General features: G+C 52.2%; 15 protein-coding genes and 1 pseudogene. 12 read left to right on the forward strand and 4 right to left on the reverse strand.

Annotated elements, in window-relative coordinates; translation table 11 throughout:
- Positions 1-147 precede the first annotated feature (147 nt).
- Positions 148-2994 carry a two-component system sensor histidine kinase RcsC gene (gene rcsC / locus FDW96_RS24715; RefSeq protein ID WP_137366483.1) on the forward strand — a complete coding sequence of 949 codons (2847 nt, stop codon included), beginning with the start codon at positions 148-150 and terminating at the stop codon, positions 2992-2994.
- Between the two features lie 70 nt (positions 2995-3064).
- Here rcsC and rcsB read toward each other — a convergent pair whose 3' ends face one another.
- Positions 3065-3715 carry a response regulator transcription factor RcsB gene (rcsB, locus tag FDW96_RS24720; RefSeq protein ID WP_003027592.1) on the reverse strand — a complete coding sequence of 217 codons (651 nt, stop codon included), beginning with the start codon at positions 3713-3715 and terminating at the stop codon, positions 3065-3067.
- 16 nt (positions 3716-3731) lie between these two features.
- Complete coding sequence (gene rcsD, locus FDW96_RS24725; RefSeq protein ID WP_137366484.1) at positions 3732-6401, reverse strand: phosphotransferase RcsD; 2670 nt, start codon at positions 6399-6401, stop codon at positions 3732-3734.
- Between the two features lie 742 nt (positions 6402-7143).
- Between rcsD and FDW96_RS24730 the strand changes: the two genes are divergently transcribed.
- The 6 genes from FDW96_RS24730 (at position 7144) to mgtE (ending at position 14467) form a co-directional block, all read left to right on the forward strand.
- The gene (locus FDW96_RS24730) at positions 7144-8244 is read left to right on the forward strand and encodes a porin OmpC (protein WP_137366485.1); all 1101 of its coding nucleotides are present in this window, start codon (positions 7144-7146) and stop codon (positions 8242-8244) included.
- 115 nt (positions 8245-8359) lie between these two features.
- On the forward strand, positions 8360-9412 hold the full coding sequence (apbE, locus tag FDW96_RS24740; RefSeq protein WP_137366487.1) for an FAD:protein FMN transferase ApbE: 1053 nt from the start codon (positions 8360-8362) through the stop codon (positions 9410-9412).
- 79 nt (positions 9413-9491) lie between these two features.
- Entirely contained in the window at positions 9492-10556 is a 1065-nt protein-coding gene (ada, locus tag FDW96_RS24745; protein WP_042307171.1) for a bifunctional DNA-binding transcriptional regulator/O6-methylguanine-DNA methyltransferase Ada, read from the forward strand.
- Positions 10556-11206 carry a DNA oxidative demethylase AlkB gene (alkB, locus tag FDW96_RS24750; RefSeq protein WP_042307174.1) on the forward strand — a complete coding sequence of 217 codons (651 nt, stop codon included), beginning with the start codon at positions 10556-10558 and terminating at the stop codon, positions 11204-11206. The genes ada and alkB overlap by 1 nt, the downstream gene beginning before the upstream one ends.
- A gap of 75 nt (positions 11207-11281) precedes the next feature.
- Positions 11282-12925, forward strand: coding sequence for a multidrug ABC transporter permease/ATP-binding protein (locus FDW96_RS24755; RefSeq protein WP_042307175.1), 1644 nt, complete (start codon positions 11282-11284; stop codon positions 12923-12925).
- Positions 12926-13030: 105 nt separating this feature from the next.
- Positions 13031-14467, forward strand: a complete 1437-nt coding sequence (mgtE, locus tag FDW96_RS24760; protein ID WP_042307178.1) for a magnesium transporter — start codon at positions 13031-13033, stop codon at positions 14465-14467.
- On the opposite strand, the gene FDW96_RS24765 is transcribed toward mgtE, so the two are convergent.
- Positions 14430-15674: a SulP family inorganic anion transporter gene (locus FDW96_RS24765; protein ID WP_042307180.1), complete on the reverse strand. Its 1245-nt coding sequence runs from the start codon at positions 15672-15674 to the stop codon at positions 14430-14432. The genes mgtE and FDW96_RS24765 overlap by 38 nt on opposite strands.
- Positions 15675-15952: 278 nt before the next feature.
- Here FDW96_RS24765 and mqo point away from each other — a divergent pair, with 278 nt between their 5' ends.
- The gene (gene mqo, locus FDW96_RS24770) at positions 15953-17614 is read left to right on the forward strand and encodes a malate dehydrogenase (quinone) (protein ID WP_042307182.1); all 1662 of its coding nucleotides are present in this window, start codon (positions 15953-15955) and stop codon (positions 17612-17614) included.
- Between the two features lie 93 nt (positions 17615-17707).
- Here mqo and eco read toward each other — a convergent pair whose 3' ends face one another.
- Positions 17708-18205 (reverse strand): serine protease inhibitor ecotin, encoded by a 498-nt coding sequence (gene eco / locus FDW96_RS24775; RefSeq protein ID WP_137366501.1) that lies wholly within the window; start codon positions 18203-18205, stop codon positions 17708-17710.
- On the opposite strand from eco, the pseudogene FDW96_RS26350 reads away from it, so the two are divergent.
- The 4 genes and pseudogenes from FDW96_RS26350 to napA all read left to right on the forward strand — a co-directional run.
- Positions 18184-18243, forward strand: a pseudogene (locus tag FDW96_RS26350) (hypothetical protein); the annotation flags it as partial. The gene eco and the pseudogene FDW96_RS26350 overlap by 22 nt on opposite strands.
- Positions 18244-18618: 375 nt before the next feature.
- Positions 18619-19110, forward strand: coding sequence for a ferredoxin-type protein NapF (gene napF / locus FDW96_RS24780; RefSeq protein ID WP_038642195.1), 492 nt, complete (start codon positions 18619-18621; stop codon positions 19108-19110).
- Positions 19100-19363 carry a chaperone NapD gene (napD, locus tag FDW96_RS24785; protein ID WP_038642193.1) on the forward strand — a complete coding sequence of 88 codons (264 nt, stop codon included), beginning with the start codon at positions 19100-19102 and terminating at the stop codon, positions 19361-19363. Before napF ends, napD begins: the two co-directional genes overlap by 11 nt.
- Positions 19360-21846, forward strand: coding sequence for a nitrate reductase catalytic subunit NapA (gene napA, locus FDW96_RS24790; protein WP_137366488.1), 2487 nt, complete (start codon positions 19360-19362; stop codon positions 21844-21846). Before napD ends, napA begins: the two co-directional genes overlap by 4 nt.
- Position 21847 lies beyond the last annotated feature (1 nt).

Raw genomic sequence — 21847 nt, forward strand, 5'->3', positions numbered from 1 at the left:
TTCAGGCAAACGACGATTATCACGGGTTAGGACAATGGTTTCAGCGCGGTGTATCATATTCCCGTAAAGAGAGGGCATTGCGACGCCGGACATTTACCGCTACCTTAACCACACTCTATTAATGCCCTGAGGCGGAGCTTCGCCCCTTTGAAATACCTTGCTTCCGTTCATTCAACCCTAAAAGTCTCACGCTACCTGTTCAGAGCGTTGGCGCTCCTCATCTGGTGTCTGATCGCTTTTGCCTCCGTGTTCTACATTGTGAACGCGCTGCACCAGAGAGAGTCTGAGATCCATCAGGAGCTTAACCTCAGCTCCGATCAGGCCCAGCGTTATATCCAGCGCACATCAGATGTTATCAAAGAGCTGAAATATATTGCTGAGAATCGCTTAACGGCGGAAAACGGCGTGATGTCGCTGCGGGCGCGGGATGACAAAACCGTCGTACCTAACTTTGAGCCGCTGTTTGCCGACTCCGACTGTTCGGTGATGGGCAATGCCTGGCGAGGTTCTCTGGAGTCGCTGGCGTGGTTTATGCGCTACTGGCGCGACAATTTTTCTGCAGCCTATGATTTGAATCGCGTATTCCTGATCGGCAGCGATAATCTCTGTATGGCGAATTTTGGTCTGCGTGAGATGCCCGTCGAACGTGACCAGGCCCTGAAAGCGCTGCATGAGCGTATTATTAAGTATCGCAATGCGCCGCAGGATGAAAACGGTAATAACCTGTTCTGGATTAGCCAGGGGCCGCGTCCTGGAGTGGGCTATTTCTATGCGCTGACGCCGGTTTATCTTGCCAACCGTCTGCAGGCGCTGCTGGGCGTGGAACAACCTATTCGCATGGAGAACTTCTTCACGCCGGGCAGTTTGCCGATGGGGGTGACCATTCTCGATGAAAATGGCCATGCGCTGATTTCGCTCACCGGCCCTGAGGGGAATATTAAGGCTGAACCACGCTGGATGCAGGAGCGTTCCTGGTTTGGCTATACGCCGGGTTTTCGCGATCTGGTGCTGAAGAAAAATCTGCCGCCGTCATCGCTGAGCATTGTGTACTCTGTTCCGGTGGATCTGGTACTGGAGCGGATCCGCATGATGATCCTGAACGCTATCCTGCTGAATGTGCTGGTCGGCGCGGCATTATTTATGCTCACGCGTATGTATGAGCGGCGCATTTTTATTCCTGCGGAAAGCGATGCTCAGCGCCTGGAGGAACACGAGCAATTTAACCGTAAAATCGTGGCTTCCGCGCCGGTGGGGATTTGTATTTTGCGCACGCTGGATGGCATTAACATCCTGAGTAATGAACTGGCGCATACCTATCTGAATATGCTGACGCATGAAGACCGGCAACGGTTAACGCAAATCATCTGCGGCCAGCAGGTCAATTTTGTCGATGTGCTGACCAGTAACAATACCAATCTTCAAATCAGCTTTGTGCATTCGCGCTATCGCAATGAAAACGTGGCAATTTGCGTCCTGGTTGACGTCAGCGCGCGCGTTAAAATGGAAGAGTCGTTGCAGGAGATGGCCCAGGCGGCGGAACAGGCGAGTCAGTCCAAATCGATGTTCCTTGCGACAGTGAGCCATGAGCTGCGCACGCCGCTGTATGGCATTATCGGTAACCTCGATTTGTTGCAAACCAAAGAGTTACCCAACGGGGTGGATCGCCTGGTGACGGCGATGAATAACTCTTCCAGCCTGCTGTTAAAAATTATCAGCGATATTCTCGATTTCTCGAAAATTGAATCTGAACAGTTGAAGATTGAACCGCGCGAGTTCTCACCGCGTGAAGTGATGAGCCATATTACGGCAAACTATCTGCCGCTGGTGGTGCGTAAGCAGTTGGGATTGTACTGTTTTATCGACCCGGATGTGCCCGTCGCGTTGAATGGCGATCCTATGCGTTTACAGCAGGTGATCTCCAATCTGCTGAGTAACGCGATCAAGTTTACCGATACCGGCTGCATTGTGCTGCATGTGCAGTGTGACGGTGATTACCTCAGTATCCGTGTGCGTGATACCGGGGTGGGGATCCCCGCCAAAGAAGTGGTCCGTTTGTTCGATCCTTTCTTTCAGGTGGGCACTGGCGTACAGCGTAATTTCCAGGGAACCGGGCTCGGTTTGGCTATCTGTGAAAAACTGATCAGCATGATGGATGGCGATATTTCCGTTGATTCAGAACCGGGAATGGGCAGCCAGTTTACGCTCCGTATTCCTCTTTATGGCGCCCAGTATCCGCAGAAAAAAGGCGTAGAAGGACTGGCAGGTACCCGTTGCTGGCTGGCGGTGCGTAACGCATCGCTGTATCGCTTTGTCGAATCCAGTCTGACGCGTAACGGGGTGACGGTGCTGCGTTATGAGGGGCAGCACCCGGACGCTGATGACTTGTTGGTTGCCGACGATGTGCTGGAACAGGCGTGGCAAGGACGTGCCGCGGTGATTTTCTGCCGTCGACATATTGGGATTCCGTTGGAAAGGGGGCCAGGGGAGTGGATGCACAGCGTGGCGTCGCCGCACGAACTGCCCGCGTTGCTGGCGCATATTTACAGCGTTGATCTGGGGAGTGAAGAACTCTCCACGGCGCTCCCCGCCCCGGATAAAGTCGGCGCGACCAATGATGACATGATGATACTGGTGGTCGACGATCATCCTATCAACCGGCGTTTACTGGCCGATCAACTGGGATCGTTGGGATATCAGTGTAAAACGGCGAATGACGGTGTCGATGCGCTCAATGTACTGAGTAAAAACCATATCGACATCGTGCTGAGCGACGTCAACATGCCAAATATGGATGGTTATCGCCTGACTCAGCGCATCCGCCAGTTAGGTTTAACGTTGCCGGTTGTGGGCGTGACGGCAAACGCGCTGGCTGAAGAGAAGCAGCGTTGTCTGGAATCCGGTATGGATAGCTGTCTTTCCAAGCCAGTGACATTGGATGTATTGAAGCAAACTCTGACGGTCTATGCGGAAAGAGTGAGGAATGCGCGGGGATAAGAGATCTCTTATCAGACCTACGAAACAAGTTGTTCGTAGGTCTGATAAACGCAGTGCCATCGGCAGTTACTTACTCTTTATCTGAAGGACTCAGCGTCACGGAAGAGAGGTAATTCAACAGTGCGATATCGTTTTCCACACCGAGTTTCATCATCGCCGATTTTTTCTGGCTGCTGATGGTTTTAATACTGCGGTTGAGCTTTTTGGCAATTTCCGTAACCAGAAAACCTTCGGCAAACAGACGCAGAACTTCACTCTCTTTCGGTGACAGACGTTTGTCGCCATAGCCACTGGCGCTGATTTTCTCCAGCAGACGAGAAACGCTTTCCGGAGTAAATTTCTTCCCTTTTTGCAGCGCGGCCAGCGCTTTCGGCAGGTCTGTTGGCGCGCCTTGCTTCAGGACAATCCCTTCAATATCGAGATCCAGTACCGCGCTCAGGATGGCCGGGTTATTGTTCATGGTCAGAACAATAATCGACAGGCTCGGGAAATGGCGCTTGATGTATTTAATTAACGTGATCCCATCACCGTATTTATCTCCCGGCATGGAGAGGTCGGTAATCAACACATGAGCATCTAACTTAGGCAAATTGTTGATCAGTGCTGTGGAGTCTTCAAATTCGCCGACAACATTTACCCACTCGATCTGTTCAAGTGATTTACGAATACCGAACAGTACAATCGGGTGGTCATCGGCAATAATTACGTTCATAGTGTTCATGTATTGGGCTACCTTGCTACAGCAAGCTCTTGACGTATGCGTCAATGTCGCTGATGTATTTTTCTATACCTGGAGCATCTTTCTCTTGAATAAGATGTTCCAGCGCTTCACATAACTGCTTGCCGGGTACCAGATTAAGCATGGCAAACACGCCTTTCAGGCGATGAGCCGTTTGGGCTAACGCAGCGAAATCACTGATTGCTGCCTCAGTATACAACCTCTTAACATCATCCGGTACTGTGTCTACAAAGAGTGCATAGTAACCGCTGGCATGAAGTTCGGCGTTTTCATCTCCGCCGAGGGGGAGCTCCTGGAGCTCTTCTTGTGCCAACTGCTCTTCTATCAGCTCGAGGACAGCTTCCTGCATAGCATTGCTCATATTAAAGTTGACGCGCAGCTGACCGGGGCCAATTTTCCGTACGCCAGACTCATCATCGCTTAAAAGCAAGCCCGAGGCAGTAAGATTAGACGGATTATCTGTTAAAAAGAGATCATATTCTTGACTATTCAACCGTTCGTCGGGCGTGATGCAGGTTGCTCCCCAGTTTTCCAGTTGACGTAATACGATGCTCCGTACGTCATTAGAGGTCACATCAACCATCACGCAGACGTCATCTAACAGGCGCTCTTCACTATCAGCATGTTGATCGTGCAGTGGCATTTTAACATGGACTATATAACGTGTTCCAAGCTCTTCCCGCGCTTTAATGTTCAGGTGTCCACCCAGCTTACGGGCTAACTGATCGCACAGCCAAAACGTCAACGGGTTGGCTTTGCCATAATGATCGCCTTGTGTGTCATTAATGAACGGAAAATGCAGGTTATCAACTTCCTGTAACGTGACGCCTTCCCCGGTATCGAGAATGCGGAAGGTCAGACGTTCAGCCTCCGATTCATCCTGGTCGACTTCCAGCGTGATTTTACCAATCTGCGTGGTGGTTACCGCATATTGAATCAGCAGCAGCAAAATACGACGCAGGGCATCGCGGTCGCCACGGCGTTCGTCATGAGCGCTAAGATGATTTTTAATCAGTAGCTGCAGCCCTTTACGCTTAATGGCCGGCAACACCTCCGGGACCACGTCGTCAATCAACGCCTGTACGGAAAACAGCGTTGATTCACCTTTCCAGGCGTCGCTTTCCAGCAAGTTAGCCAACTGGATTTCATCCACCATGCGAACCAAAACGTCAGCCTGATTGGCCAGTTTTTGGCTGTCGGGGGTATTGAGCGCGGCGGCATTAGCAGCCAGTGTTTTAGCCGGGTCTTTCAGCGCATTACCAATATTCTGCATAAAGGCTGCGCGAGCCTGTTGGTTTTTCTCATACAGCCGTTGCGCTTGCTTCAACTTTTTATTAACCAGTACTTCACGGTCCTGGTCACGAATGATAAAGATCTGCGTTCGCGATGAGATCTGGCTGCGAAATAGCCTGATTTCATATAGCTCATTATTGATAGTGGCCTGAATGACGCCCTGATGCTGCTCCGCCATATTGGTAATGTTTTGCAGATTTAAATGCGGCAGCAGGTGGTCGGCAATTTTATTGCTAATTACCGTGCGGTTGGCTTCTTGATCGTGCACCAGTAATCCCAGCGGCAGCAGGGAAACAATCTCTTCATTGATCGCACGCAGGATCCGCAGTTCATTATTTGCCGCAAGATTTGGCGCCACTTCGGTTGAACGGGCAGGGAGGTGACGAAAGGTGGTATAACCAAACAGCGCCAGAGCCAGCAACGCGATGTTCAGTAACAGCGGCAGAAGAATGTTTTGCAGCGTATCAAGTAACAATGAGCCAAACGGAACCTGCCAGACCAGCCGCATATCCGTTGAGTCCAGCGCCGATGAGATCTCAATTTTACTGTTGTTGAAGCTAATACTGACGCTGTCAGGCGACTCTTTTTCATTGACGTGTTCAGTCGTTGAACTGGCATCAGGGACCAGATGGAAACTGTCCAGCGGCATGCCGGCAGGGATCAGGTCATTAATCGGCAGGTCAAAGGCGACAACCGTTGCCAGATGTCCCGGCTGATTAAAGGTCGTGCGCAGCGTGAAGTAATGTCCGTTTTGCCAGACCAGACGGCGCAGCGACGAGAAGCTTTCGCGCTCATCCAGCGCATTGGCCTGCTGCAGCATTTCAGCGCGCCGGGAGTCGACAATATTACCGATCGTCGATTCCTTAAAGCCGGAAGTCAGATCTTTCAGCGGCAATGTTGAGATAAGGATCAGGCTATTGTCCTGACCATTAAGGTAATACATTGACCATGGAATATTTTCCGCGCCCCACAGCGTATCCAGATAGGTTGAGATTCGTTGGGTCATCTCCAGCGTAGAGCTGTCATGTGAGCCGAAAATCAGCGCCTCGGTTTTTCTGCGAGGTTTTTCAAGATAGTAGACATCTTGTTTCAGGCGAGTTTCCTGCAGCCCTTCTGCGCCAGGCGAGCTGGGCGTGGCAGCAATATTGTCATAAATTTGCCAGGTCACGTATCGCCAGGTATCGACCCTTTTATGAATGGCATGGGTGATATCGACAATCTGATAGCTCTTATCCTTTAGCCAGGTATTGACGGCGCTCTGGACCATGACGCCCATCATCACCAACAGCACCACGATCAGTAATAAGAAGTAACGGGTAATATTTCCCGGTAGGAGAGAGAATCGGGTAGAAGCCGTTGTGTCAGACTGACTCATTCGTGTTTATGACCTGTTAAACGACGCGAAACATGAAGGGGCAGTATAAAGGGTAATGTATGAATTGCCATACCTGGAGCATGCGACAGAGTTTGCATTGTCTGCGCCGCATTTTGCTGTAACCCCAGATGATGCAAAGATGTACAGCGAAGAATAGCGGGTACAAATATTTTGTAGTGAATGTATACATTTAGCATTAAATAACAAGAAATTAATAATAAGGTTTATTTCTGATCTCAACGTGACGGGATGGTTAATAGACGTGATAGTTGTTCATCGGTAGCACAGAACAGTCAGCTTTGTGTAAAGAAGAGTAAAAAAAAACCGAACGCAGAGCATTCGGTTGAAATAGGGGTAAACAGACATTCATGAATGAATGACGGTAATAAATAAAGTTAATGATGATAGCGAGTCTATTTTAGTTGCGAGTGAAGATTTTTTTTTATCATTCAGTGCTATGGTTGTGTTTTGTTTAATTAATTGATTTATATGTATTTTGTAATAGTTCTTGACTATTTGTGCTTATTCTCTCCATTTTTTTAATTAAAAAAAAGTTCCCTTTTGTTAATATTTTGAAACATCTACATAGATAAATGAAACATCTTTAAAGTATTAGTATCATATTCGTGTTGGATTATTCTGTGTTTTTGCGGAGAATGAAGTTGCCGACTGGTTAATGAGGGTTAGCCAGTGAGCAGTGGCATAAAAAAGCAATAAAGGCATATAACAGAGGGTTAATAACATGAAAGTTAAAGTACTGTCCCTCCTGGTACCGGCTCTGCTGGTAGCAGGCGCAGCAAATGCGGCTGAAATTTACAACAAAGACGGCAACAAATTAGACCTGTACGGTAAAGTCGATGGTCTGCACTATTTCTCCGACAACAAAGGTGATGATGGTGACAAGACCTATATGCGTATCGGCTTCAAAGGCGAAACCCAGGTTAATGACCAACTGACCGGTTACGGCCAGTGGGAATACCAGATTCAGGGTAACTCCTCTGAAAACGAAAACAACGCCTGGACCCGTGTGGCGTTTGCTGGTCTGAAATTCGCTGATGCAGGTTCTTTCGACTACGGTCGTAACTACGGCGTGGTTTACGACGTAACGTCCTGGACCGACGTTCTGCCGGAATTCGGCGGCGACACCTATGGTGCGGACAACTTCATGCAGCAGCGTGGTAACGGCTTCGCGACCTACCGTAACACCGATTTCTTCGGTCTGGTTGATGGCCTGAACTTTGCCATTCAGTACCAGGGTAAAAACGGTAGCCCGGAAGGTGAAGGTATGACTGGTGTGACCGGCAACGGTCGTGATGCACTGAATCAGAACGGCGACGGCGTTGGCGGATCTATCACTTATGATATCGGTGAAGGCTTCTCCCTGGGTACTGCAGTCACCAGCTCTAAACGTACTGACGAGCAGAACAAGCTGAACTTCGGTACTGGCGATCGTGCTGAAACTTACACTGGTGGTCTGAAATACGACGCGAACAATGTGTACCTGGCAGCACAGTACACCCAGACCTACAACGCAACGCGTGCGGGTAACCTGGGCTGGGCTAACAAAGCGCAGAACTTCGAAGCCGTTGCGCAGTACCAGTTCGACTTCGGTCTGCGTCCATCCGTGGCTTACCTGCAGTCTAAAGGTAAAGACCTGAACAATGGTTATGGTGACCAGGACATCGTGAAATATGTTGATGTTGGCGCAACCTACTACTTCAACAAAAACATGTCCACCTATGTTGATTACAAAATCAACCTGCTGGATGACAATAACTTCACCCAACGTGCCGGTATCTCTACCGATGACATCGTAGCACTGGGCCTGGTTTACCAGTTCTAATCTGCGTTCATGTTGTTAAAAGGCCCTGCGGGGCCTTTTTTAATGCTTTTTTTTCGCCGTACAAACAACGATTTTTGGTGTACTCTTGCGCCCGTTCGCATGAGGATAATTACGTATGGAAATGAATTTTTATCGCGCAGCGCTACTGGCTGTGACGATCTTTTTTGTCGGGTGCGATGAGGCCCCGAAACCGGCTCAGACCACACAATCCGCCACCGTTCTGGAAGGTAAAACGATGGGCACCTTCTGGCGGGTCAGCGCGGTGGGCGTGGATGCCAAACGCGCCAGGGAGTTGCAGGAGAAGATCCAGACTCAGCTGGATGCTGACGATCAGCTTCTTTCAACCTATAAAAATGATTCTGCCCTGATGCGCTTTAATCTGTCGAAAAGCCTGTCGCCGTGGCCGGTCAATGACGCTATGGCGGATATCGTCACGTCGGCGCTGAGAATTGGCGCGAAAACCGATGGGGCGATGGATATCACCGTGGGACCGTTGGTCAACCTGTGGGGTTTCGGTCCGGATCAGCAACCCGTGCACATTCCTACTCAGGCGCAAATTGATGCCGCAAAAGCGCAAACCGGACTTTCACATCTGAAGGTAGTGAATGAGGCGCAACGCAACTACCTGCAAAAAGACTTGCCGGATCTGTATGTGGATCTGTCTACCGTTGGTGAAGGTTATGCCGCCGATCATCTGGCGCGACTGATGGAGCAAGAGGGAATCGCCCGTTATCTGGTTTCCGTTGGCGGTGCGCTAAACAGTCGTGGTATGAATGCGGAAGGACATCCATGGCGGGTGGCGATCCAGAAACCCACCGATAGTGAAAACGCGGTGCAAGCGGTTGTCGACATTAACGGGCACGGCATCAGCACCTCCGGTAGCTACCGTAACTATTACGAGCTGGACGGTAAACGCCTGTCGCATGTTATCGATCCGCAAACCGGTCGACCGATCGAACATAATCTGGTGTCTGTGACGGTGATAGCCCCTACGGCGCTGGAGGCTGACGGCTGGGATACCGGTTTGATGGTGCTCGGCCCGGAAAAGGCCAAAGAAGTGGTGCGTCGTGAAGGGCTGGCGGTGTATATGATTGTGAAAGAGGGGCAAGGGTTTAAAACCTGGATGTCGCCGCAGTTTAAAAGCTTTCTGCTCAGCGAAAAAAATTAAAAAGCAAGATTGCGGGTTTTTATACCTGGCTATCAGGACACACTGAGGCTAAGCGCTATGCTTAACAAAGGAGTCCATAATGAAAAGTCGTTTACGCATAACTGATGATGACCGCTGGCAGTCTGTTGTGGATCGTGATGCTGACGCCGACGGTCAGTTTGTTTTCGCCGTCCACACCACCGGTATTTTCTGCCGTCCGTCCTGTCGGGCGAGGCATGCGCTGCGCAAAAATGTCAGTTTCTTTGCTGATGCCGAGCAGGCGCAGGCCGCCGGGTTTCGGCCCTGTAAACGCTGCCAGCCGGATAAAGATAGTGCGCAGCAGCATCGGCTGGACAAAATAGCCCACGCCTGTCAGTTGCTGGAGCAGGAGTCGCCTCTCACGCTGGATGACCTGGCGCAGCAGGTGGCGATGAGTCCGTATCATTTACATCGCTTGTTTAAAGCCACGACGGGCATGACCCCGAAAGCGTGGCAGCAGTCCTGGCGCGCTCGTCGTCTGCGCGATGCCCTGGCAAAAGGGGCACCAGTAACCCAGGCGATTCTGAACGCCGGATTCCCCGACAGCAGCAGCTATTACCGACAAGCGGATCAGGCACTAGGGATGACCGCCAGGCAATTTCGCAAAGGCGGCGACAACGTTTCTGTGCGCTATACCCTGGCAGATTGCGCCCTGGGTCGTTGCCTGGTGGCGGAAAGCGAACGCGGTATCTGCGCGATCTTGTTGGGTGATGATGATGCTACATTGGTTGCGGAACTGCATGAGCTGTTTCCCGCCGCTCAGGATGAAGCAGCCGATGCCGATTTCCAGCAGCATGTGCGTGAAGTCATCGCCGTGATTAATACGCGCAATACGTCGTTGTCTCTGCCGCTGGATATTCGCGGGACCGCATTCCAGCTGCAGGTGTGGCAAGCGCTGCGCGCAATCCCATGTGGTAAGACGGTTAGCTACCAGCAGTTAGCCAGCGCCATCGGCAAACCGAAAGCGGTACGCGCGGTGGCCAGCGCCTGCGGAGCTAACAAACTGGCGATTGTCATCCCGTGTCACCGGGTGATCCGCAATGATGGTGCGCTTTCGGGCTACCGCTGGGGTATTGCGCGCAAAGCGCAGTTACTGCAACGAGAAACCACTGGGGAGGAAACGTAATGCTTGATCTCTTTGCGGATGAGAAACCCTGGCAAGAACCGCTGGCATCCGGCGCGGTAATTTTGCGACGTTTTGCCTTTGAGTCCGCACCGTCTTTACTGCAGGCGATCGCGGCTGTCGCCAGACAGTCGCCGTTTCGCCAGATGGTGACGCCCGGCGGTTACACGATGTCGGTGGCGATGACCAACTGCGGTCATTTGGGCTGGACGACGGATCAACATGGCTACCTTTATTCACCGTTTGACCCGCTATCCGGTACGCCCTGGCCGCCGATGCCGGATACTTTCGCGGACCTGTGCCAGTTGGCGTCAACCGCAGCGGGCTATGCTGATTTTCAACCCGATGCCTGCCTGATTAACCGCTACACGCCAGGGGCGAAACTGTCATTACATCAGGATAAAGACGAACCTGACCTGCGGGCGCCTATCGTTTCTGTCTCGCTGGGGTTACCAGCCATCTTTCAGTTTGGCGGTTTGCGCCGTAATGACCCTTTAAAACGTTTACTGCTGGAGCATGGCGATGTCGTGGTATGGGGTGGGAACTCACGGTTGTTTTATCATGGGATCCAGCCACTTAAGACAGGGTATCATCCGTTAACCGGTGACTGTCGTTACAATCTGACGTTTCGCCAGGCTGGTAAAAAAGAATAAAAATAAGAATTATTATTGCTGTCGGCAAAGAGATGTTTAAACTGCGGGCTGTTATTACTTGTCCGGGTTGTTTGCATGGAACTTTTACTTCTTGTCTGGCGGCAGTATCGCTGGCCATTTATCAGCGTCATGGCGCTCAGCCTCGCCAGCGCTGCGTTGGGAATTGGTTTGATTGCGTTTATTAACCAGCGCCTGATTGAAACGGTCGACACCACGTTGATGGTGCTACCGGAGTTTCTTGGCCTGCTGCTGCTGTTGATGGTTGTCACCCTCGGCTCACAGCTGGCGTTAACCACGCTGGGACACCACTTTGTTTACCGCCTGCGTAGTGAATTTATCAAGCGTATTCTGGACACCCACGTCGAGCGTATCGAACAGCTTGGCAGCGCCTCGTTGCTGGCCGGTTTAACCAGCGATATCCGCAACATCACCATCGCTTTTGTCCGTCTGCCTGAGCTGGTGCAGGGGATTATCTTGACCATCGGGTCGGCGGCGTATCTGGCGATGCTATCAACCAAAATGCTGCTGGTGACGGCAATCTGGGTGGCAATCACCATCTGGGGCGGATTTGTGCTGGTTGCGCGGGTATATAAACATATGGCGACCCTGCGCGAAACAGAAGACAAATTGTACAATGATTACCAGACGGTGTTGGAAGGGCGCAAAGAGTTGACGCTCAACCGCGAGCGCGCCGAGCATATCTTTAATCAGTTATACGTCCCGGATGCCAAAGAGTATCGTCACCATATTATCCGCGCCGATACCTTCCACCTCAGCGCGGTGAACTGGTCGAACATTATGATGCTGGGCGCCATTGGCCTGGTGTTCTGGATGGCTAACAATCTGGGCTGGGCGGATACCGCCGTGGCGGCGACCTATTCGCTGACGCTGTTATTCCTGCGTACGCCACTGCTTTCTGCTGTTGGCGCATTGCCGACGCTGCTCACTGCACAGGTCGCTTTCAACAAGCTGAATAAGTTCTCACTGGCGCCCTTTAAGGCCGAATTCCCGCGCCCAACCGCGTTTCCGGACTGGCAAACGTTGGAATTACGTAACGTGGTTTTCCACTATCAGGATAATGCGTTCTCTGTCGGGCCGGTAAATCTGACTATTCGTCGCGGGGAACTGATCTTCCTGATTGGCGGCAATGGTAGCGGGAAATCCACACTGGCTATGTTACTCACCGGGTTGTATCAGCCGCAGTCAGGCGAGATCCTGCTCGACGGCAAAGCGGTTGCTGTCGAAAAACCAGAGGACTATCGCAAGCTGTTCTCCGCCGTGTTTACTGACGTCTGGCTATTCGACAAACTGCTCGGTCCGGAAGGTAAAGAGGCCGATCCGGCGCTGGTGGCGAAGTGGCTGGAACATCTGAAGATGGGTCACAAGCTTGAGCTGAACGATGGGCGTATTCTCAATCTCAAGCTGTCGAAAGGGCAGAAAAAACGCGTGGCGCTGCTGCTGGCGCTGGCGGAGGAGCGCGACATTATTCTGCTGGATGAATGGGCTGCCGATCAGGACCCGCACTTCCGCCGTGAGTTCTATCAGGTGTTATTGCCGCTGATGCAGGAAATGGGTAAAACCATCTTCGCTATTAGCCATGACGATCACTATTTTATTCACGCCGATCGTCTGTTGGAGATGCGTAACGGACAGTTAAGTGAACTCGTGGGCGATGAGCGTGACGCCGCCTCGCGAGATGCCGTCGCTCGTACTGCGTAATCCCAGCAACCGCCGGTTTTTTATCCGCCCGGCGGTTGCGTTTATTGTTATTTACATAAATCGGCATCATGATTAATGATATTTCATATCATGGATTTATGATTAATGTCCGCATTCAACAAAAACAGCGCCAGACTGCGTGATGAAGAGCGTGCGCGCCTCATCTGGTTGCTGACCACTGATAAAGCCATTATTTCCGCGCTGTTGGGCAAGCTTACCCTGGCTGAGCAATATGACGTCGGTACCTTAGCCGACGATATTGCTGAGGTAGGGGCGCTGGTGGCGCATCTGCCGCCGCCGGATCTGGCCGATACCCTCGAAGCATTACCTTCTGAAGAGCGCCACGCCCTGTGGCGGCTGGTCGAAAATGAAAAGCGCGGTAACGTCCTGCTTGAGGCGTCAGAAAACGTCTGGGACGACCTGATTGATGAGATGAGCGACCGCGAGCTGCTGGATGCGTTGCAATATCTTGATATCGACGAACAGATTTATCTGGTCCAGCATCTCCCTCGTAACCTTACGGGACGACTGCTGGCGACGTTACCGGCCGAGGAGCGGGCGCGCGTGCGCCAGGTGTTGCACTACGAGAAGAATCGCGTCGGTGCGATTATGGAGTTCGAAGTCATCACCGTGCGCCCGGACGTGACGCTGGAAGTGGTGCAGCGCTATTTACGGCGGCTGGGCAGGATGCCGGAGAACACCGATAAACTTTTCGTGACCGATCGCAATAAGGTGCTGGTCGGCGAACTGACGCTAACCTGTATCCTGCTCAATGATGTGCAGCGTAAAGTCAGCGAGGTGATGGAAGATGACCCGCTCACCTTTTCCCCGGAAGACATTGCCGAAAACGCCGCGCGCACGTTCGAACGTGACAACCTGGTCAGTGCCGCGGTGGTTGATCCTGCCGGTAAGTTGATGGGTCGTTTGACCATCGATGAGATCGTTGATGTGGTATACGAAGAGACCGATACCGATCTGCGTCGAATGGGGGGCTTAAGCGCCGAAGAGGATGTGTTTGCTCCCGTGACCAAGGCGGTAAAAACCCGCTGGGCATGGTTGGCTATTAATCTCTGTACCGCCTTTATCGCCTCGCGGGTCATTGATGGCTTTGAACATACGATTTCGCAACTGGTGGCACTGGCCTCGCTGATGCCGATTGTAGCAGGGATCGGCGGCAATACCGGAAATCAAACTATCACCATGATCGTTCGCGCGCTCGCGCTACAAAATATTCAGCCGGGAAACCTGACGTTTTTGATCCTGCGTGAGATGGGCGTGGCGCTGGTAAATGGCCTCGTCTGGGGTGGGATTATGGGCGGCATTACCTGGTGGCTGTACGATGATATGGCGCTCGGCGGCGTGATGACCCTGGCGATGATGCTTAATCTGCTGATGGCGGCGTTGATGGGGGTGATTATTCCCATGACGATGGTGAAGCTCGGGCGCGACCCGGCGGTCGGCTCAAGCGTCATGATTACGGCCATCACCGATACCGGCGGTTTCTTTATTTTTCTCGGCCTGGCAACCCTGTTTCTGATGTAGCCGCGGGTTTGCGTCTGACGATGCGCGGCAGGATGAGCATCGTCATCACCCCGGCAACCACGCCAATCGCCAGGTTGCCGGTAGTGACCGTTGCGCCGACAGTTATCAGCATAACCAGCGTTTCAGTAACGGGGATTTTCGTCAGTGTCGCGGGCTGGATACTCTGCCAACTGAAGGTTTTCACCGCCACAATCACCATAATTCCCGCCAGCACCGACATGGGTATTTTCGCCATGACTTCGCTCAATGCGGTGACTAACAGCAGCAACACAAGTCCGGCGGCAATCGTCGAAACGCGACTGCGTCCTTTGCCCATCTCGACGTTAACGATGGTTTGACCAATCATCGCGCACCCGGCAATGCCACCATAAAATCCGGCCAGAATATTGGCTATCCCCAGCCCGGCGCTCTCGCGATTCTTATTCGACGGCGTAACCGTCAGGTCATCCACCAGACGGGCGGTTAACAATGACTCCATCAAACCAACAAAAGCGATGCTCAACGCGCAGGGCCAGATAATTGCCAGAGTGTGCAGGTTGAGTGGGACGAGTAGCTGCGTTAATCCCGGCAGGCCGCCGCTCATTGAACCTTCGTCACCGACGGTTGGTAGCAGTTGTCCGCTGCTTACAGTAAATACCGTCAGCAGCACGATGGCGATAAGCGGCGCGGGGATTGTTTTAATAAACCGTGGAACCCACAGCACAATCAGCAGTGTCAGGACAAACAGTCCCCAGATTAGTGGGCTTTTACCCCAAAAATGTGGGACCTGAGCAAAGAAAATCAAAATGCCCAAGGCGTTGACAAAGCCGGTCATGACGGCTGTAGGAATGAATCGCATCAGACGCGCCATTCCCAATACACCAAACAGGATCTGAATCATCCCGGCCAGCACCACTGCAGGCAGGATGTATTGCACGCCGTGTTGATGCACCATCGGACCAATCACCAGCGCGACCGATCCTGCAGCGGCGGTAACCATTGCGGGACGACCACCTAAAAAAGACATTGCCAGGCACAACACGACGGAAGCTATCAGGCTGACTTTAGGGTCGACGCCCGCAATTACGGAAAAAGAGATCACTTCCGGGATCAGCGCCAGGGCGGTTACCACCCCCGCCAGTGTTTCACGTACCAGCAGGCGGGGTTGTCGCAGTACGGCGCGGGTGCCCTGTTCTGTCACCGCAGGGGAGGAGTGTGTTGCAGACATAGTAACTCTCAGGTCAGAAAGGGCCTGATAACAGCAGACCGACAGGCATCCGTGCGGTGAATAGCAAAGCGCAGCATAGTACGCGTCTGGCGGGCAGGTTTCCAGACGTGATTGTCAATAACCGTATAAATCATCAACGTATTAATAACATTTTTAAAATTAAAATATAATTTATAAACAATATTTAATTATTTTTACTTAAGTGTTACCGTTGGTGCCGCTCGATTTTCACCTGCATTAAAAGCAAAAAGCGATACTAAAAGTAAGGCATTAACATTATGAAAAAAGTGACTGCCATGCTCTTCACCATGGCTGTAGGGCTGAACGTTGTCTCGATGGCGGCAAAAGCGAAAGCGGCGGAAGAGCAGGAAACGGATGTACTGTTGATTGGCGGCGGTATCATGAGCGCCACGCTGGGAACCTATTTACAAGAGCTGGAGCCACAATGGTCAATGACCATGGTCGAGCGACTGGATGGCGTAGCGCAGGAAAGCTCAAACGGCTGGAATAACGCCGGAACCGGCCACTCCGCACTGATGGAGCTGAACTACACGCCTAAAAAGGCCGACGGTAGCATCAGCATTGAAAAGGCAGTCGAAATCAACGAAGCCTTCCAGATTTCCCGTCAGTTTTGGGCTTATCAGGTTAATAATGGCGTGATGCATGAACCACGCTCATTTATCACTACCGTCCCGCATATGAGTTTTGTCTGGGGCGACGAGAATGTGAATTTCCTGCGCGCACGTTACGCCGCACTGCAGCAGAGCACCTTATTCCGTGGTATGCGTTATTCCGAAGATCACGCGCAGATTAAAGAGTGGGCACCGCTGGTCATGGAAGGTCGCGATCCGAAACAGAAAGTCGCGGCAACGCGCACCGAGATTGGTACTGACGTTAACTATGGTGAAATCACGCGCCAACTGATTGCCTCGTTGCAGAAAAAGCCCAACTTTGCGCTGCAACTGAGCACCGAAGTGCGAGGCTTTAAGCGTAATGCAGACAATAGCTGGACCGTTACGGTCGCCGATCTGAAAAACAACGAAGCGGAACATGATATCAAGGCGAAGTTTGTCTTTATCGGTGCCGGTGGCGCTGCGCTGAAGCTGTTGCAGGAAACCAACATTCCAGAAGCGAAAGGCTATGCCGGATTCCCGGTTGGCGGCCAGTTCCTGGTGGCGGAAAACCCGGACGTAGTGAATCGTCACCTGGCGAAAGTGTATGGTCAGGCGTCTGTGGGCGCGCCGCCGATGTCCGTACCGCACATCGATACCCGTATCCTGGATGGCAAACGTGTCGTGCTGTTTGGGCCATTCGCGACATTCTCCACCAAGTTCCTGAAAAACGGTTCGTTGTGGGATCTGCTCAGCTCGACCACGACGTCGAACTTTATGCCGATGGTCAACGTAGGCCTGGATAACTTCGATCTAGTGAAATATCTGGTAAGCCAGGTGATGCTGAGCGATGACGACCGTTTTGCCGCACTGCAAGAGTACTATCCGCAGGCGAAGAAAGAAGACTGGCGTTTATGGCAGGCGGGTCAGCGTGTGCAGATCATTAAAAGTGATGCAGAGAAGGGCGGCGTTCTCCGTCTGGGAACCGAAGTCGTCAGCGATAAAGAAGGTACGATTGCTGCGCTGCTGGGCGCTTCGCCTGGTGCATCAACCGCGGCACCGATCATGCTACATCTGATGGAAAAAGTGTTTAAAGATAAAGTCGCCAGCCCTGAGTGGCAGGCGAAGCTGAAAACGATTATTCCGTCTTATGGTACTAAGCTGAACGGAAACGTTGAAGCAACTGAACAAGAGCTGCAATACACCAGCGAAGTTCTGGGTCTGAAATACGACAAGCCGCAGGTTGCCGATGAAGCGCCAAAACCGCAGTTGAAACCTCAGGCTCAACCGCAGCCTGAGCAGAAAGCTGTGGCGGATATCGCGCTGTAAATAAAATGCCGGATAAGCGCTGCGCTTATCCGGCATGGTTCATGCGTCTGTAGGTCGGATACGGCGGTACGCCGCCATCCGGCACATTCTCACTTATCGCGCGACTGCGTCCTGAATATTCTCTTCCGCTTTCCAGATTCGGTATTTCACTTCCACGTTTTCCGGGGTGTAGACCACAATCGGCAGCTTGCTGTTGTAGCGCAGCATACCGTCATCACCCAGATACGCGGTAATAAATTTCTTCTCTTTCTTGCCGTCCGGGCAGGCCATCATGGTTGAAACCGGAGAGGTGACTTTGTCGAAAACATAGTAGTCGTATCCCCAACCTTCCAGCGTTTTACTGTCCAGCTCTCCACCCAGGCGGTGCTGGTTACAGTCAACTTCCAGCGTTTGTCCGATCAGCAGTTCTACTTTCAGAGTAGATTCATCTTTCTCAGGGGGAAGCTGGATAACCTGGCGCTTCATACCCTTTTCCGCTTTAGGATAAGGGGCGACTTTTTCCAGCGGCTGAGCACCGGTATCGTTACTGGCAGCCCAGGCAGAGGTGCTGGCAAAGGCGGCGAAAAGTACGGCAGGGACAATTGTCTTCATCTTATTGTTCACAGTGTTTCCTTTCTTCTGTCTTATGAACGAACCTGGAGCAGGTTAACATATTTGTGTTATCTATTAATCTGGATTTACTTATATTTAAAGTGTATTTGGAAGGGGTTTATAATCAATGTAGCGATATATTCTAAGAACTATCTTAATTATAAGATTATTCTCTTGTTGCCTTCTTCGTTGTGTATTTCATTATACAACCCATTGAAATGTGAGCAAAAGCGCATTTTTTCCCGTCAACTCAACACTCTTTTGATCCGGCAACAGCATTTACCCCGATCGGGGTATGCTCCTCTTACACATCCTGAAATATCTTACGACTAAAAATAACTACTCATAAATAGTGCAGTTTTTTATGTCGTTCAACCCGCCGGGGGAGAGCGTCATTATGGAAGGACAATGTCATGGTTGATTTATCCCGTCGAGGTATGTTGACAGGCAGTTGGCGTAACGCCAACGCAGGGATCCGTCCGCCGTGGAGCAAGGAAGATTCTCACTTTCTGGCCCATTGCCTTCGTTGTGACGCCTGCATCCAGGCGTGTGAAACCGACATCCTGCAGCGAGGCCAGGGTGGTTATCCGAGCGTAAATTTCAAACACGGCGAGTGCAGCTTTTGTTATGCCTGCGCAGAGGCCTGTCCCGAATCACTTTTTCTTCCGCGCCACACCAGGGCATGGGATCTGAATTTTACGATCGGGGAAAACTGTCTCGCACACCAGTCAGTTGAGTGTCATCGCTGTCAGGATAGCTGTGAACCCATGGCCATAACCTTTCGCCCCACGCTGTCCGGTATTTATCAGCCACAGCTCGACAATCAGGCCTGTAACGGATGCGGCGCGTGTGTCGCTATTTGCCCGGTATCAGCCATTAATGCGGAGTACAACCATGGACAGTAACTGGCAGGTCTGCAGCCTGGTCGTTCAGGCCAAAAGTCAGCATATCAATGATATCGCCACGCAGTTGCGTTCGTTTCCGGGTTGCGAAGTTGCACTTAGCGATGTGGAAAGCGGCCAGCTCATTGTGGTGGTGGAAGCAGAGCAAAGTGAAACGCTAATGAAAACTATTGAGTCAGTGCGCAACGTTGCGGGCGTGCTGGCGGTGTCGCTGGTTTATCACCAGCAGGATGAGCAAGGTGAGGAAACACCATGAAACTCAGTCGTCGTAGCTTTATGAAAGCTAACGCCGTTGCGGCCGCTGCGGCGGCTGCCGGGTTAAGCGTGCCGGGCGTAGCCCGCGCGGTAGTCGGTCAGCAAGAAGCCATCAAATGGGACAAAGCCCCGTGCCGTTTCTGCGGAACGGGCTGTGGCGTATTGGTCGGGACGCAGCAAGGGCGTGTTGTGGCATGCCAGGGTGACCCGGATGCGCCGGTTAACCGTGGACTTAACTGCATCAAAGGTTACTTCCTGCCGAAAATCATGTACGGAAAAGACCGTTTAACACAGCCGATGCTGCGCATGAAGGACGGTAAGTATCACAAAGAAGGCGAATTCACTCCGATTAGCTGGGATCAGGCCTTTGACGTGATGGAAGAGAAATTCAAAACGTCCATGAAAGAAAAAGGCCCAGAGTCTATCGGCATGTTCGGCTCGGGTCAGTGGACGATTTGGGAAGGTTACGCTGCCGCCAAATTGTTTAAAGCCGGCTTCCGTTCTAATAACATCGACCCGAACGCCCGTCACTGTATGGCGTCAGCGGTGGTCGGTTTTATGCGTACCTTCGGTATGGATGAGCCGATGGGCTGCTATGACGATATTGAGCATGCCGATGCTTTCGTCTTGTGGGGCGCGAATATGGCGGAGATGCACCCGATTCTGTGGTCGCGCATCACCAACCGTCGTCTGTCCGATCCGAATGTTACCGTCGCGGTGCTCTCCACCTTCCAGCATCGTAGTTTTGAGCTGGCGGATAACGGTATGGTCTTCACGCCGCAAACCGATCTGGTGATCCTCAACTACATCGCAAACTACATCATTCAAAACAATGCGATCAACCAGGATTTCTTCAGCAAGCACGTTAACCTGCGTAAAGGGGTGACTGACATCGGCTACGGCCTGCGTCCAACCCATCCGCTGGAAAAAGCGGCGAAGAATCCAGGTTCCGATGCTTCTGAACCGATGAGCTTTGAAGATTACAAAGCCTTCGTTGCTGAGTACACGCTGGATAAAACCGCCGAAATGACCGGCGTACCGAAAGATCAACTGGAACAGTTGGCGCAGCTGTATGCCGATCCGAAGAAAAAGGTCATCTCCTACTGGACGATGGGCTTTAACCAGCATACCCGTGGCGTGTGGGCCAACAACCTGGTCTATAACCTGCACCTGCTGACCGGTAAAATTTCTCAGCCAGGCTGTGGCCCGTTCTCATTGACCGGTCAGCCTTCCGCCTGCGGTACCGCGCGTGAAGTCGGGACGTTCTCCCACCGTCTGCCTGCGGATATGGTGGTCACCAACGAAAAACACCGCGATATCTGCGAGAAGCATTGGAATATCCCGACCGGGACTATTCCGGCAAAAATCGGGCTGCACGCCGTGGCGCAAGACCGTGCGCTGAAAGATGGCAAACTCAATGTCTACTGGACGATGTGTACCAACAACATGCAGGCCGGCCCGAACATCAACGAAGAGCGTATGCCGGGCTGGCGCGATCCGCGCAATTTCATCATCGTCTCCGATCCGTACCCGACGGTCAGCGCCCTGTCAGCCGACCTGATCCTACCGACCGCAATGTGGGTAGAGAAAGAAGGGGCTTACGGTAACGCGGAACGCCGTACTCAGTTCTGGCGTCAGCAGATTAAAGCGCCGGGTGAATCGAAATCGGATCTGTGGCAACTGGTGCAGTTTTCTCGTCGCTTCAAAACAGAAGAGGTATGGCCGGAAGAACTGCTGGCGCAGAAACCAGAGCTGCGCGGCAAAACGTTGTATGACGTGCTGTTTGCCACGCCAGCCGTGACCAAATTCCCGGTCGCTGAACTGGCTGAAGATCAGCTCAACGATGAATCCCGCGAGCTGGGCTTCTATCTGCAAAAAGGGCTGTTCGAAGAGTATGCCTGGTTTGGCCGTGGCCACGGACACGATCTCGCACCGTTTGACGATTACCATAAAGCGCGCGGTTTACGCTGGCCGGTCGTTGAGGGCAAAGAGACTCAGTGGCGCTACAGCGAAGGCAACGACCCGTACGTGAAAGCGGGGGAAAGCTACAAGTTCTACGGTAAGCCGGACGGTAAAGCGGTTATCTTCGCGCTGCCATTTGAACCTGCCGCTGAAGCGCCGGATAAAGAGTATGACCTGTGGCTTTCCACTGGACGTGTGCTGGAGCACTGGCATACCGGCAGCATGACGCGTCGTGTGCCTGAACTGCACCGCGCCTTCCCGGAAGCGGTGCTGTTTATCCACCCGCTGGATGCAAAAGCGCGCGATCTGCGCCGTGGCGATAAAGCCAAAGTGGTTTCCCGCCGTGGTGAAGTTATCTCGATTGTTGAAACGCGCGGGCGTAACCGTCCGCCGCAGGGGCTGGTATACATGCCGTTCTTCGATGCCGCACAGCTGGTGAATAATCTGACGCTGGATGCGACGGATCCGCTCTCCAAAGAGACGGATTTCAAGAAGTGCGCCGTGAAACTGGCGAAGGTGTAAC

The organism is Citrobacter sp. TBCS-15 (assembly GCF_005280815.1).
GTDB classification, from domain to species: Bacteria; Pseudomonadota; Gammaproteobacteria; order Enterobacterales; family Enterobacteriaceae; genus Citrobacter; species Citrobacter werkmanii.